The sequence below is a fragment of the Shewanella surugensis genome, assembly GCF_023284005.1.
In the GTDB taxonomy this organism is placed as follows: Bacteria; Pseudomonadota; Gammaproteobacteria; order Enterobacterales; family Shewanellaceae; genus Shewanella; species Shewanella surugensis.
The window spans coordinates 22,472-37,323 of record NZ_JAKIKS010000013.1; the positions used below are offsets into that span (position 1 = coordinate 22,472).

A 14,852-nucleotide genomic window follows, 5' to 3' on the forward strand; every position below is an offset into this window, starting at 1 on the left:
GCTGAAGGGGAATAATCCAATGAAGATCTGGACGATTGCAAATCAAAAAGGCGGCGTAGGGAAAACAACTACCGTAGCGAGCTTAGCAGGAGCGTTAGCGAGACGGGGGAAAAAGGTATTGGTTGTTGATACCGATCCTCATGCTTCTTTAGGTTATTATCTTGGCATGGATCAAGATGAGCTGCCAGGATCGTTATATTCATTATTTCTCGATCATCATTCGTTAACGCTTGAAAAAGTATTAATGCAAATTGTCCCGACTAATGTACCGCAAATCGAACTATTACCGGCCACCATGGCCTTAGCTACCGTCGATAGAAATTTAGGGCGCCACGATGGCATGGGGATGATTTTAAAAAGAATATTATCGTTAATAGAGCATCGTTATGATGTGGTACTCATTGATTGCCCCCCTGTACTTGGGGTATTAATGGTGAATGCATTAGCGGCCAGTGAACATGTTATTGTGCCAGTACAAACGGAATATTTAGCGTTAAAAGGCTTAGATCGTATGGTGAAAACCCTGTTGTTAATGGGCCGTTCAAAGAAAATGAAATACCATTTTTCAGTTATCCCAACGCTGTATGACAAAAAGAGCCACGGGGCTGCAAAAGTGCTTAAACAATTGATGATGGATTACCGTGAGCAAATTTGGCCGAATGTGATCCCTGTGGATGTAAAGTTTAAACAAGCGAGTTTGGCTCACCTACCGATTTCTCAATTTGCTTATCGAAGTCGTGGATCAAGGGCTTATGACAGATTATTAAGCTTCATGCTGTCGCAGGAGAAGATCCATGTCAAACTTGAACGATGATGCCATCCTTGATTTTTTTTCAACCCTATTAAAAGATGGAACGGAGTACAAACCATCGGTACAGGCGCATTCAGTGTCTAAGAAGAAAGTCTCTGGCTGGTGGGTAGGAGAGAGGGAAACTCAGGTGAGTGATGATAATGCTCGTTTAAATAAACAAGCATTATCGGCGCTACTGTCTCCTGTACTCTCAATGGAACGCTCACCTGAACTCACACCTGTATTAGTGAATAAGCGTCGTGTTTCTGACAGTGGAAAAGGGGAAGGTTCCGGGTCGATGGCGTTGATGATAAATAGCGCCTCAGCTAAAGAAAAGTACTCAGATGCCGATACTCTTTATGACAAGCAGGCTGAAGCGCTCTATGACAATCAAGCTACAGCTATTCATGGACAGGCTGTCGAAACTCGAAATAAAGAGCTTCATCATCAAGCTATAATAAGTAAGGCAGCGCAAAGTGTTCATGTTTTATTCGAACAACTCGATGATGAATTTCAAGTCTTGTTTTTTGATCTTGCTGGGTTAATCTTGGCTGTCCCTTTATTAGATTTGGGGGGCATTATTAACATCAAGCGAGTCAACTCGATTGTGGGTCGTCCGCTTTGGTATTTAGGCATGCAGGAACACAGAGGTTCACAAATTAATGTGGTGGATACCTGTGCTTGGGTGATGCCAGAAAAATATGAAGCGCTAGCGCAAACAATCGAATACAAATACATTGCTTTGTTAGGCCAAAGCCAATGGGGGCTGGCATTTAATCGAATTGTGAAAACGAGCCAATTAAAAAAATCACAAATACAATGGTGTAAGAGTCAGGGTAAAAGACCTTGGCTAGCGGGTGTCGTAAGAGAACAGATGTGTGGAATTTTAGATGTGAAAATGTTTGTTGATATGTTAAATCAAGGTGTAAGCTGTCAGGAAAGCAATTGAGGTAATGATGAATAATTCAAAAAGTGTTGCTATGGCAGCAGATAAAGAAGATGCGGTACTACAATGGGTAACCTTTAAGTTAGATGATGAAACTTATGGTATTAATGTTATGCAAGTGCAAGAGGTGCTACGTTATTCTGAAATTGCACCTGTACCAGGCGCGCCGCATTATGTGTTAGGGATCATTAACCTTAGGGGGAATGTAGTTACTGTGATTGACACTCGTTGTCGTTTTGGTTTGGTTGAATCAGAAGTGAGTGATTCAACACGTATTGTGATCATCGAAGTCGAAAAGCAAGTTATGGGCATTTTGGTTGATAGTGTGGCCGAAGTGGTTTATTTACGTCGCTCTGAAATTGATAATACTCCTACTGTAGGGACTGAAGACAGTGCTAAGTTTATTCAAGGCGTCAGTAACCGTGATAATGAATTATTGATTTTAATTGATTTGGATAAATTATTAACAGATGAAGAGTGGGTGGAGCTTTCTCAGCTTTAATGATGAGTTATCCCGATGTCTTTTTCGGAACCCAGTGAAATGAGAATATGCGGCTGGAGGATGTTGGTTTCAATGTTTGTAGAAACCTCTATTTCCTAGTCGCTTATGGATATGTCATCGCAATATTTTTCTTTTATTTCAATGACATTCGACACTTGCAGTTATAGGGCTATCTCGTTAAGGTGTCTTAGGTTATCGTATCGTTGAGGAACGCAGAGTGACAGATGAAGTATTAATTGTTGCCGCATTGGTTTTTGTTGTCGCCTGTTTGGGCTTAGTTTTATATTTACAGCATAGAATAAATCAACTGAGCTTAAATATGGATGAATTAACGGAAAGACTTAAAGACTGCCATGAGCAGCAGGTCAGCTTTAAGCGGGAGCTTCAAGAGTTACGCAGCGGCACCATTGGTGTGGGTCGCCGGGTACTGGCGTTTGAAAATAAATTACAAAAACAAGATGCTAAAATCGATGAGACTCATTTGCAAGATCCTCAAGCTAAATTATATTCTAGAGCAATGAAAATGGTCGGTTTAGGTGCTGATGTTGAAGAACTTATTCAAGAGTGCGAGCTACCCAAAGCAGAAGCGGAACTCTTACTGAGGTTACACGGTAAAGCATAAATTTGGCGGTATTAGTTGTTAAGTATCTTGATGCGCTTATCTTTTATTTTCTGCTTTTTATATAAAAGGATGTAGGCTTAGTATCCTCTATCATGTTTTGATGACATTAATCCTCTATTACTTAGAAAATATCCCCTCCTAGTATACACATAAAGGTGATTAATTCGGCGAACAGTGGGTACCATTTTGATGGGGTTTTATTCTTAATAGCAGCGTATGTAAAAAGTGGCTTAAGTGGGAAGGTTGATGAATATTAATGTCAGTTTTGTTTGTATTAATACCATGAAAAATTGGCATTGTTGGAGTGATGAGACCATTGAGTAATGACTTAATGCTATGTAAATTTGGATGATTAAATACAATGGAGATCTTAGTATTAATAGGATCTAGTGTAAGTCACCATTGCTGGTTTTGACATGTATGCCAGCTATATCCAAGTCAGTATCATCCAGCACGTTTATCAGGCTTGGGTATAAAGATGGGTCAGTGAGCAAGTGATCGCGACTTGGATGTATCACTTTTATGTTATTGCCAGAGGTGATGTCCCTGAGCAAGCTGAATACATGGTCAGTGGGTAAACGGTTGAGGCCGCTGTTGAGGAGAAAGAGACTGTTGTGAGGATTAAGGTCTCATTGCTATTTATTAGTAATATTGTTGAGGGGATGGGGTAGAATACCTTTAGATATGATTTGTGTTGAGATGGATTTCATTGGCTCACTTATCTAGATAATGAAGTCACTAACGAGGATCACATCTTATTTTATTTGTTACTCTTTGGTGGGGATGAACCGTTCATTTTATTAATGAGAGTAGCTTAGCTTTACTCAGGAAATGTCATCGTTTTTTCAGTATCGGCAGAGCTGAGAATGATAACATTAGGTGCTGTTGATTTTTGGTGATTATTCCGGACATAATTTAACCACGAAAGAACAGCAGTTCCGAGTACTGGGTATAACTTTATTAAATGGTTTTTATAAGAGAAAAATATGACGTTTAAATGGATTGCACTGACTGTGGGGGTTTCTCTAACTGCATTCTCCCCTTCATTGTTGGCGGCAGAGTCGACAGCAGATGATAGCAAAGAAGTGACGGTAACCTATGATGATCCACGTGATCCCATTGAAGGTTTTAACCGAGTCATGTGGGATTTTAATTATCTTTATTTAGATCGGTATATTTATCGTCCCATTGTCCATGGATATCAAGATTATGTACCTCGTCCTGTAAGAACAAGTGTTTATAACATAGTCCTTAATTTAGATGAGCCCAGTAGTGTAGTGAATAATACCCTACAGGGGAAATGGATGTGGGCAGCGAATGCGGCGGGTCGCTTTACAGTGAATTCTACTTTAGGCATTTTTGGTATTTTTGATGTCGCAGAGCAAATGGGAATGCCAAGGAAGCAAGATTCTTTGAGTGAAGTTATGGGCTACTATGGCGTGCCAGATGGACCTTATTTCATGGCGCCTTTTCTTGGTCCCTATATTACTCGAGAAATCGCATTTGATTGGGTAGATAGTCTATACTTTCCAATGACAGAGTTTACCATTTGGCAAAAGTTCTTAAAGTGGGGTATTGAAGGGATGAGTAAACGAACGGCTGTTATTGATCAAGAAAGATTGGTTGATAATGCACTCGACCCTTATACATTTGTGAAAGATGCTTATTTTCAATATGTCGATTACAAGGTTTATGATGGTGATGTACCACAAAAAACCAATGATGATGAGTTACTTGATGATTATATGCAGGAGCTGGATTAATTGCCCGAGCATGGGGTTGAATATCTCTAACGTCTTCGTGAGTCATTTGCTTACATTCAAGGAACGAGTGATATTTTATTCAGGAAATCATGATTTGCGTCGCAGTAACTAAATACCCATGGTAATGATCGAATTTATCATGGGTGTTGAGGAGTCTCTATGACGCTAAAAAATTTATCGATTTTATTTGTTGAAGACGATCCCGTTTTTCGGCATTTAGTCACTTCTTTTCTTGAGGCTCGTGGTGCTCAAGTGTTTGAAGCAAAAGATGGTGAAGCAGGACTCTCTTATTTAGAGCAATATCGCTTTGATATGATTATTGCGGATTTGAGCATGCCTAATTTAGGTGGTTTAGAAATGTTAAAGCGCATCTCTAAAGGCTATCCTAAAGTGCCCTCTATTGTGATGTCGGGCAGTCCGGTGATGTCTGATGTACTCGATGCCTTAAGGCATGGTGCTTCAGATTATTTAGTCAAGCCCATTTCAGACTTATATTTAATTGAAAATGCGATTCATGAGTGTCTTAATACCGATGTCGAGGTGTCCTTTCAGCTCGACAATGCGGAAGATCTTTCATATTTAGAGCTACAGCAGCATTTACATTTATTAGAACAAGACAAACAAGCCGCTAAGAGTGTACAGCAACAATTACTACCCCCTTCTCCGGTACGTTATCAGCATGGGCTGATTGAATACAGCCTCTTCAATAATTCACCGCTCAGCGCGCATTTCATTGATACAGCAATGGTTGATGATAAACATATCATGATTTACATGGCTCAATTCCATCCTCAGGACAATCGAGTCGCTTTTGCGAGTGTGTTACTGAAGAGTTTTGTGAATTTTAAGCTTAAGCGTTTTCGAAATCAGCTATCCGATACGTTGATTAAACCTCAAGATATGTTGGTGTATCTCAATGAGCGTATGAGTCAGTCTGGCTTAGATATTTATGTGGATATGGCGTATATCATAGTGACATTGGCTGATAGACGTGCCTCTATTGCACAGGCTGGTAGTGCGTTAAGGTGTTATTTACGCAACGATGAAGGACTCACGCCGATTGCTTTGCCTGAGACGTTACAGCTTGGGGTGCTCAATTGGGGCCAACCGAGTGTACATGAGCGCTTTTTACAGGGAAATGAACGTTTATGTATTGCTACCCATGCGCCTGAGCATAGAGAGCGTTTGCTTAACGATGAGTTTCATGGCTTGATGTTTGATGATACGATTTTGCAAGGGGGCTATATTCAGTTGGGATTAAAATAACGTTTATATTTGATCAATAAAGAAGAAAAAACGCCTCAATGTTGAGGCGTTTTTTATTGGAAGAGATAAATATTAAGGTTTTATGGCTTCATGTTCAGCGGTCACTGCCATTTCTTCAGCTAAATGCTCAGCTTCACCTACGGGATGTCCTTCGGCGCCGTGCATCCAGTCAACTAATTTATCAGCCATTAAATAGAGGATAATGGCCGAGATAGCAGCCGTAATACCTATCCCCGCAAAGATTGACATGGCATTTTCAAGCTGCTCTTCTTTAGGGCCACCATGGCCGATGAAAGAGCCCACGATCCCCGCGAGAATATTGGCGACAAAAATAAATGACATCCATACTCCCATCATTAACGAAACAATGCGTAGTGGAGCCAGCTTAGTGACCATTGACAGGCCAATAGGCGATAAACACAGCTCTCCCATGGTATGGAAGAAATAAGCGCCGACTAACCACCACATGCTTGATTTAACCGTGGCATCGCCACCCATTTGCATGACGGCACCAATCATAAATAAGAAGCCTATTCCTAAGAAAATCAGTGCTAATGCAAATTTAATGGGCGAGTTGGGCTCATTTTTACCTAAGCGTACCCAAATCGATGCAATGACAGGTGCAAAAACAACGATGAAAATTGCATTTAAGGATTGAAAGTATGTGGTGGGGATTTCGAAACTACCGACAAAACGATCGGTAAACTCATTGGTAAACAGGTTCATTAGGCCGCCAGCTTGCTCAAAACCAGCCCAGAAAACAATCGTAAATAAGCCCATGATCATTATAACTTTAATGCGATCACGCTCAACTTTAGTTAAGGGCTCTTTGCTTGTATTACCATTTTCTTTGGCTCTTTGTTGCTCAAGTTTAGCAGCTGGAATGGTACCTATATTACCCAGCAGTTTTTGCGCAAACAAAAATTGGATGATTAACGAAATAATCATACCAATACCGGCGAAAAAGAAGCCAGCTTGGTAATTATTAATAAAGCCAGTTTCTCCTTCAATAGAAACAGTGTAACCAAAGTGAGTATAAGCCCAAGCAACAATAAAGCCGGATAAAGCCGCGCCTAAGTTGATCCCCATGTAAAAAATGGTAAAGGCACCATCACGGCGATGATCGCCTTCTTCATAGAGATCGCCGACCATGGTTGAAATATTGGGTTTAAATAAACCATTACCGATAATTATGGCAGCAAGACCCACGTATAATGTTGTGAGTTCTAGTCCTTGAGACCAAGTATGAGGGGCTGCCAGAATAAATTGGCCTATGGCCATAAAGGCGCCACCTATGTAAATGGCTTTACGTTGACCTAATACTGTGTCCGCTAACCAACCACCGATCAACGGTGTTAAGTAAACTAGACCCGTAAAATAGCCATATAGGGATAGTGCATCGACTGCATTCCAGCCTAACCCCCCTCCTTCATCTTGTACTTTATCAACCAGATACAGCACTAAAATAGCGCGCATGGCATAGTAACTAAACCGTTCCCATAATTCTGTTGTAAACAATAAGAACAAGCCTTTTGGATGCCCAAATATTGTTCCTTGAGACTTTACTCCGCTCATGTAGATCCCCACCTTCAGCTGATGATTTTCAGTATCGCGACTGACAATACGAAAAATCTGTTATATGCATGAATGCTATTAATGACAGATATGCTATGTTGTTGAAATTATGAGTGCATAGCTGAATATTTGTTTTTATGTTTATAAAATGTTTGTAAAATAGCACTAAAGATAGTGCTTAATGCTACAAAGCCAACAATATATACCCTTTAAATAGGACTAAAGTCAATGGTAGCGGTGTGTTTGTTGATTATCTGAGCAAAAAGAGTTTGTTGAACAACTTGTTTCTCACACAGTGATCATGTTAGTAATGTTTATACTTTTTTTACATTCGCTTAAGTCGATATGAAATGGCTTTTATTAAAAGCAAGGAGATAAATGAGTACGGGTAAGTTTTTATTATTGTTCAATAATCGACCTGTTGGTGTGCATGGCTAGCGTTTTCAATCAAACTGATTATTTTTTTTTTGAGAGTTTGCTATGATGCGCCTATGAGGCTGTAGTGAGATCAATTTTGTTAATAAGGAATTAAGAATATAACATGAAGGCTTGGTATCTTTTGTATTGTAAGTCACGAGGTGAGGTGAGGGCACAGCAAAATTTGGCGATGCAGAATATTGAAACTTATCTGCCTACGTTGTCAAAAAAGGTGACACTGAAAGGTGAATCAACGATAAAAAGAACGCATTTGTTTCCAAGTTATGTTTTCATTTATTTTGATCCTTTAGAAACCAGTGTGAGCCGAATACATTCAACCCGAGGGGTTGTCCGTATTGTGGGTTGCAAAGAGGTGATGACACCGATCCATGAGAGTATTATTAAGGCTATTCGTCAAAGGGAAGCTAACTTATTAGCGGCTATTAACAATAAAAAGATTGCAACAGAAACATTGGAAGATAAGTTTACCGCAGGCGATAAAGTGCGGTTTACTCAAGGACCTTTTGTTGATTTAGAAGGCATTTTTTCTGAAAAAAGCGGTGATAAACGGTGTCATATTTTATTTGAGTTGATGGGGCAGCAGCAACTAATCATTGTAAACTCAGAGTCCCTTGAACCTGTTTTATCTTAACCTTTTTAGCCCGTGATCCTGCTCGCTTGAATAAGTTTATTAATCATCACGCAATGGTTTAACGCTGTGATGATTAATTTTATTTTTTATCATCTTTTTAATCAAAATTTTCCTATTTTTAACGATTGAGTTGATAGTTGTGATATCGATTTGTCTTTATGCCCGATTCCGTTACCCTATAATGTAGATATACTCAAATCCGGCTTGTGGTATGTTACTTATTTGAATGGAATTATACTCAGTTTGAATGTTTCTGCCTGAGTTTTCGTTACCCTATAATGTAGATATATCCAAATTCGTATTGTTTTATTGGTAGTCATTGAATGTAAATTGAGTATGACTCGTTTTGATTGATATTTATTCTAGGAGCATTAACCTTCTATGAACCACGGCTTATTAATTCAAATCCTTTTTATGCTTGTCATTGCCATTATTTCAATTGCAATGTTAAGGCGAGCAGGACTTCCCGCGATACTGGCTTATTTGTTGACGGGAGTGATCAGTGGACCGAGTGGATTTAATTGGTTTAGCCAGCAGGAAATTCATTCTGTTGCCGAGTTGGGCATCGTACTGCTTATGTTTAGCTTAGGGCTTGAGTTTTCCTTGCCTCGATTATGGGCGATGCGAAGAAAGGTATTTGGATTAGGCACCGCGCAGCTTGTTGTCACCGTTGGACTCGCAATGTTGGCCTCTTTGTTATGTGGTTTAAACCCCGTTGAGTCATTGGTTGTTGGCGCCGCGATTGCGCTGTCGTCTACCGCCATCGTGTTGAAATTATTGAACGATCAAGGTTGGATACGTCGTCGACATGGTGAATTGTCGGTGAGTGTGTTGCTCTTTCAAGATATTGCGGTTGTGCCTTTGCTTATTTTGCTTCCTCTACTTGCCGAAAATCAGCAGACATTTGTTTGGTTTGATATTGGTATGAGTTTACTCGAGGGCTTAGGGGCATTTGTTGCGCTTGTTGTGGTAGGAAAGTGGACCTTACCTAAGTTATTCGATGAGGTCGCAAGAGCACGCTCTAACGAACTGTTTGTGTTATCAACTTTAGTGGTTTCATTGGTGACGGGGGCGATAACGCAATGGGTGGGGTTATCCATGGCGCTGGGCGCTTTTATTGCTGGGATCTTATTAGGAGAAAGCCAGTATAAAAGACAGTTGGAAGCTGATATTCGTCCCTTTAGAGATTTATTAATGGGCTTATTTTTTATTTCGATTGGTATGTTACTCGATTTTCAAATCGTAATGAATTACTGGTGGCAAATACTGCTATTACTTGTCGCTATTATGTTTGGTAAAAGCGCTATTATTTTTGTCTTACTCAGGTGGACAAAAGAATCATTCAGGATTTCATTGTCAACGGCCATTACCTTAGCACAAGTGGGTGAATTTAGTTTTGTTATATTGTCACTTGGGGTGAGCTATCAATTGATCGATAGCCGTACCAGTACAATTTTAGTGATGGTCGCGGTATTATCAATGGCATTGGCACCTTGGTTAGTGAGGAACAGTGTGGATATTGCCCGCCGGCTGCAAGGGATTAAAACTCTGGCTGATACAGTTGATTCGATTAAAGTGGTGCCAAGTGCTTCTGGTGAATTGGTGCTGATTTTAGGTTATGGACGGGTCGGTCAGACTATCGCACGCTTTATGAAGGTCGAAGCTATTCCTTATTTAGTTTTAGACTTAGATCCTAAGCGAGTCGCAGAAGCAAGAGCGGCAGGTGAGCCAGTGTATTTTGGTGATGGTTCCCAGCGCAGTATTTTAAAACAAGCAAAAATTCGTGAAGCAAAATTAGTCGTGATCACTTTTGGAAGTCGAAAAGTGTTAGAAGATGTATTGTCGTTATGTCGTCAGTTGAGCGTAGATGCAAAAATTTTAGTACGCACTCGCGATGATATTGATATGGAAGAATTAGAACTGGCAGGCGCAAGCCAAGTTATTTCTGAAACATTAGAAGGTAGCTTAATGTTAGTTTCTCAGGTGCTTTATCAGTCAGGCGTACCCTTGAGTCGTATTTTAAAGCGTCTTGAATTTGAAAGGCGTCATCATTATCGCTACTTGCATGGCTTTTTTTCTGGGGCCAATACTGATTTTACTTTAGAAAGGCTACATGCTCTGGCATTACCTCAAGAGGCCTACGCTGTGGGGAAAACATTAGAAATGATCCCTTGGCAAAAATTGAGAGTTGAATTGAGAGCGGTACGACGCGCAGGTGCAGAAGTGGAATCCCCTCCGCTTGATTGGGAATGTAAAGCAGGTGATATTATTATTTTATTAGGCAAACCGAGACGTATTGAACGTGCAGAAACGTGGTTGTTGAAAGGGTAAAAGAAGCTTGTTTAGGGGGATTTATTTTAATTTTTGTATATTAAATGTTAACCTTGCAACATTATGGATATCAGAGACAGGGAATGACATGGTTAAAAGAATGTTGAGGCGTTTAAGTCTTGCGTTATTGGCTTTAAGCTTATTATTAGGGGCTTTTGTTACGCATGAATGGTTTGCTCAAAAACCTTTTATGTTTCGAGTTTTTTTAGATAGAAGCCTACTAAAGGTAGTGTTAAAAAGTCCAGAGACCTTAACCTCTTTAGGTTTTCTCGAGTCTATGGGGTTTACCGCGCATAATGGCGAGCTCAATAATGATAGTCCAGAAGAAATGGATGTGTTATTGGCACAACTGGATGATCTGAAGGCAACGTTATTAAGCTATGATGATGCTTATTTAGATGAAAACGAGCAGCTATCGAAAGACATTTCTCTTTATTTACTCGACTTTATTATCGCGAGTAAAGCATATCGATATCATAACTATCCTGTTAATCAATTGTTTGGCGTACAGAATGACTATCCGAGCTTTATGGCATCTACTCATCAAATACACGATGTTGAAGGGGCTGAGTATTATTTATCTCGCTTAGAGAAAGTCAAAGTGAAGTTTGCTCAGAATCTTGAAGGGCTTAAAATTCGTGAACAAAAAGGGATTATTCCGCCAAAGTTTGTGATTGAACGTGTGTTGACTGAAATGAATGCTTTTATAGACACGCCTGTGACTGAAAATATTCTTTATACTGAGCTGGTTGATAAAATCGATAGCGTGACCGATTTTCCTTTGCAGGATAAAGAGCGGATCCTACTCACGGCGAGAGTGCATATTCAAGACAGTGTTTACCCTGCTTACAATTTGTTTATTCATTACTTTAGCATTCTTCAAAGTAAGGCTGTAGATGATGCTGGTTTTTGGCATCTACCGAATGGGGATAAAGCCTATCAACAGGCATTAAAATTTTTCACGACAACAGACTTAACGGCTGAAGAAATTCATCAATTGGGATTGGCTGAGGTTGCAAGGATCCAAACTGAAATAGTGTCGATATTAGAGACTCAAGGTTATGATGTGTCAGAAGGTTTCACTCAAGGCATGGCTGCATTGTCCAATGAACCTGCATTTTACTATGAAGATAGTGACGCTGGCCGAGCGCAAATTTTACAAGATTACGACAAAATACTGGCAGAAATTAATCAGGGAATAGGTAAAGCCTTTATGGTTAAACCAAAAGCCTTATTAGAAGTGGTACGTATACCTGAGTTTAAAGAGAAAACGGCGCCAGGTGCATATTATCAGCAACCAGCCATTGATGGCAGTCGTCCTGGGCGTTTCTTCGCCAATCTTTATGATATTAAAGCCACGCCAAAGTACAGTATGAGAACATTGGCTTACCATGAAGGTGTGCCGGGACATCATTTTCAGCTTTCGGTGGCAATGGAACTGGAGAGTATGCCTTTTATTCGAAAGATGGCGCCTTTTGTCGCTTACGCTGAAGGTTGGGCATTGTATTCAGAGCAAGTGGCGTGGGAGCTTGGATATCAAGCGGATCCTTTTGATAATATTGGTCGCTTGCAAGCAGAGCTTTTTAGGGCTGTACGTCTAGTGGTCGACACTGGGATCCATTATAAACGTTGGACACGAGAAGCGGCGATTGAGTATATGTTAGTGAATACTGGCATGCCGGAAACGGATGTCGTTGCAGAAATTGAGCGTTACATTGTGATGCCTGGGCAGGCGACGGCCTATAAAATTGGCATGATGAAAATTCTATCCTTAAGAGAAAAAGCCAAGTTAGATCTGGGTGAAAAATTCGATCTTCGTGAGTTTCATGATGTGATATTAAAAAATGGGGCTATGCCATTAACGATCTTAGAGCGAGTAGTTGATAATTATATTGCGGCTCGGTCGCTCGAGAACGATAGATTGTAGAGAAGTGAGCTAAGAGGTTAATGAAAGCTAATATGCCGGTATTGGTGCCGTTTTCTTTCTCGGGGTTTGAGCATGGATAAAGCCATTAAGGAGCATAGAGTGAAGGTATTAACCTATTTACTGTTCGGTTTGATGTCGCCTATTTTGTTCGCTGAGGGGTGGTATGTGCGTAAAACGACCCCTAAATTACCCGAGCCCAAAGGCGAAAGAGAAGGGGTTAGCGGCAGTGGAAATGCACTTAGTTTACTTATTTTAGGCGACTCTGCAGCGGCGGGAGTGGGAGTAGCAAACCAATCTCAGGCATTAACGGGTCAAATAACACGCTTGTTAAGTGATAAAGTGACATTAACTTGGCGCTTATTGGCCCAGTCTGGTTATTCAACACAAGACTTACTCGCAGCGCTGAAAACACAGAATAAAGGACAATTTGATGTTGTCTTAATTTCTTTAGGCGTTAATGATGTGACAGACTTTATTCATGTCGAGACCTGGCTTAAACAACTGCAAGACTTACTTGATTTCTGTCGGCAAGAACTGTCGAGTCAACAAGTGTTGTTTTCTTTATTACCTCCTATGGGGGCATTTCCAGCATTGCCACAACCACTTGCTTGGGCATTGGGTTTACGCAGTCAGCAGTTTAATGATCAGCTCATAAAATGGTTAAACACGGAGTCAGATTGTCAGTTCATTAATATGGGTCAAGCATTAGACGCGGATAAAATGGCAAGCGATGGTTTTCATCCCGGAGAAGAGATTTATCGACATTGGGCCAAAATGGCGGTCAGAAAAATAAACATTATCTAATATTAAGAAAGTGTTTAACTTCATCAATTTGGCACATGGTATCCTCGTATCCTAAACGGATCAGTGCATTACAATAATCTTTATCGAATAACAGATATGACACAATGCTTGAGTTAGATTGGCCAGTGATCCCCATGAGTTTCATTAATATTTTAAAAGCGATGGGGATCGTATTAAAATATTTTTCAGCAATTTCACTTAAGTCTTCACTGGGTTTAATCACTAACGTGTCGATATGTTTAAGGGGAATGGCACTGCGATAAGCTTTAGGGATGTTTGCGATGGTTTGATTGACTCTGAGTAGCCGCTCCAAGTCACTATTGAGGGTGTCAGAAAAAATAGTATCGAGTAAATGTCCTGCAATGGTTTCAACTTGTGGATAATTGGTAATGTCTTGTGGTCCATCTTTGTGAGGGCTTTCTAAATTTATCGCTATTATACGGTTTGCGCCCAAATGAATAGGGCTGCTTAATGGCGCAAATTGATGTAAAGAACCATCGCCATAATAGGATTGCTTGATTTTAACAGAAGGAAAGATCAAGGGAATCGCTGCACTTGCGAGTAAATGATCACAGGTTAACCGCGTTCTTATACCGCAGCGACGAGCACGTTGCCAATTTTGCACACTGGTTTTCGCTTGAAAAAATGTTTCAGAAAATGAATTGTTATAACATGAAGTATCTAAGCTGATAGCGTTTAAGCTGCCGCCGTCAATATTTCTATCGATGCGTTCAAAGTCAATCAGTTGATTGAGTAAATGCCGCAGTGGCTCATTATTGAAGAGGCTAGCTGGATTAAGATTAGGGCCTTTAGATTGCATGCCTTTGAATGCCATTTTGCTCAAATGGCCAAAAACACCTGGAATGGATGCGCTATAGACTTGCCCGATGGAAAGCTGTGACCAGACCCACTCTAATTTTCGGACACCTAAGTGAAAGCATGAGGCATAAGAGGCAATGCCGGTTGCATTTATTCCGCCTGCAGAGGTGCCACTTAATATTTTAAAAGGAATGCCGTGGCTTCTTGGATAAAATTGCACAATTGCTTTTAATACACCTACTTGATAAGCCGCTCTAGCACCTCCACCGCCAAACACAAGGGCCGTTTTATCTGACATAGTCCAATCCTCATCGGAGAGTTAATGAAAGAGGTGAATCACTAAGCTAATATAGATAAGGTATTTGAGTTAGCTTAGATAGTAAGAGTATAGTCGTTTTAAGTGAATGTTTGATTAGGCGATATAAAAGAAAAATCGGG

12 protein-coding genes are annotated in these 14,852 nt (G+C 40.3%); 10 read left to right on the forward strand and 2 right to left on the reverse strand.

Annotation, left to right across the window (positions count from 1 at the left end; translation table 11 throughout):
* Positions 1-19 precede the first annotated feature (19 nt).
* The 6 genes from L2764_RS05055 (at position 20) to L2764_RS05080 (ending at position 5,889) form a co-directional block, all read left to right on the forward strand.
* Entirely contained in the window at positions 20-814 is a 795-nt protein-coding gene (locus L2764_RS05055; protein ID WP_248939148.1) for a ParA family protein, read from the forward strand.
* The gene (locus L2764_RS05060; RefSeq protein WP_248939149.1) at positions 795-1,739 is read left to right on the forward strand and encodes a chemotaxis protein CheW; all 945 of its coding nucleotides are present in this window, start codon (positions 795-797) and stop codon (positions 1,737-1,739) included. Before L2764_RS05055 ends, L2764_RS05060 begins: the two co-directional genes overlap by 20 nt.
* A 7-nt stretch (positions 1,740-1,746) precedes the next feature.
* On the forward strand, positions 1,747-2,238 hold the full coding sequence (locus L2764_RS05065) for a chemotaxis protein CheW (RefSeq protein ID WP_248939185.1): 492 nt from the start codon (positions 1,747-1,749) through the stop codon (positions 2,236-2,238).
* A gap of 217 nt (positions 2,239-2,455) precedes the next feature.
* Positions 2,456-2,860: a DUF2802 domain-containing protein gene (locus L2764_RS05070; RefSeq protein ID WP_248939150.1), complete on the forward strand. Its 405-nt coding sequence runs from the start codon at positions 2,456-2,458 to the stop codon at positions 2,858-2,860.
* 986 nt (positions 2,861-3,846) lie between these two features.
* Entirely contained in the window at positions 3,847-4,623 is a 777-nt protein-coding gene (locus L2764_RS05075; protein ID WP_248939151.1) for an MlaA family lipoprotein, read from the forward strand.
* 159 nt (positions 4,624-4,782) lie between these two features.
* Positions 4,783-5,889 (forward strand): response regulator, encoded by a 1,107-nt coding sequence (locus tag L2764_RS05080; protein WP_248939152.1) that lies wholly within the window; start codon positions 4,783-4,785, stop codon positions 5,887-5,889.
* Positions 5,890-5,961: 72 nt separating this feature from the next.
* On the opposite strand, the gene L2764_RS05085 is transcribed toward L2764_RS05080, so the two are convergent.
* Positions 5,962-7,464, reverse strand: a complete 1,503-nt coding sequence (locus L2764_RS05085) for a peptide MFS transporter (RefSeq protein WP_248939153.1) — start codon at positions 7,462-7,464, stop codon at positions 5,962-5,964.
* Positions 7,465-8,005: 541 nt separating this feature from the next.
* On the opposite strand from L2764_RS05085, the gene rfaH reads away from it, so the two are divergent.
* The 4 genes from rfaH to L2764_RS05105 all read left to right on the forward strand — a co-directional run bounded on the left by rfaH (position 8,006) and on the right by L2764_RS05105 (position 13,595).
* The gene (rfaH, locus tag L2764_RS05090) at positions 8,006-8,533 is read left to right on the forward strand and encodes a transcription/translation regulatory transformer protein RfaH (protein WP_248939154.1); all 528 of its coding nucleotides are present in this window, start codon (positions 8,006-8,008) and stop codon (positions 8,531-8,533) included.
* A gap of 381 nt (positions 8,534-8,914) precedes the next feature.
* Positions 8,915-10,864, forward strand: a complete 1,950-nt coding sequence (locus L2764_RS05095; protein WP_248939155.1) for a monovalent cation:proton antiporter family protein — start codon at positions 8,915-8,917, stop codon at positions 10,862-10,864.
* Between the two features lie 88 nt (positions 10,865-10,952).
* Entirely contained in the window at positions 10,953-12,791 is a 1,839-nt protein-coding gene (locus L2764_RS05100; protein WP_248939156.1) for a DUF885 domain-containing protein, read from the forward strand.
* Between the two features lie 72 nt (positions 12,792-12,863).
* Positions 12,864-13,595, forward strand: a complete 732-nt coding sequence (locus L2764_RS05105; RefSeq protein ID WP_248939157.1) for an SGNH/GDSL hydrolase family protein — start codon at positions 12,864-12,866, stop codon at positions 13,593-13,595.
* On the opposite strand, the gene L2764_RS05110 is transcribed toward L2764_RS05105, so the two are convergent.
* On the reverse strand, positions 13,588-14,712 hold the full coding sequence (locus L2764_RS05110) for a patatin-like phospholipase family protein (RefSeq protein ID WP_248939158.1): 1,125 nt from the start codon (positions 14,710-14,712) through the stop codon (positions 13,588-13,590). The two genes, L2764_RS05105 and L2764_RS05110, sit on opposite strands and share 8 nt — an antisense overlap.
* Positions 14,713-14,852 lie beyond the last annotated feature (140 nt).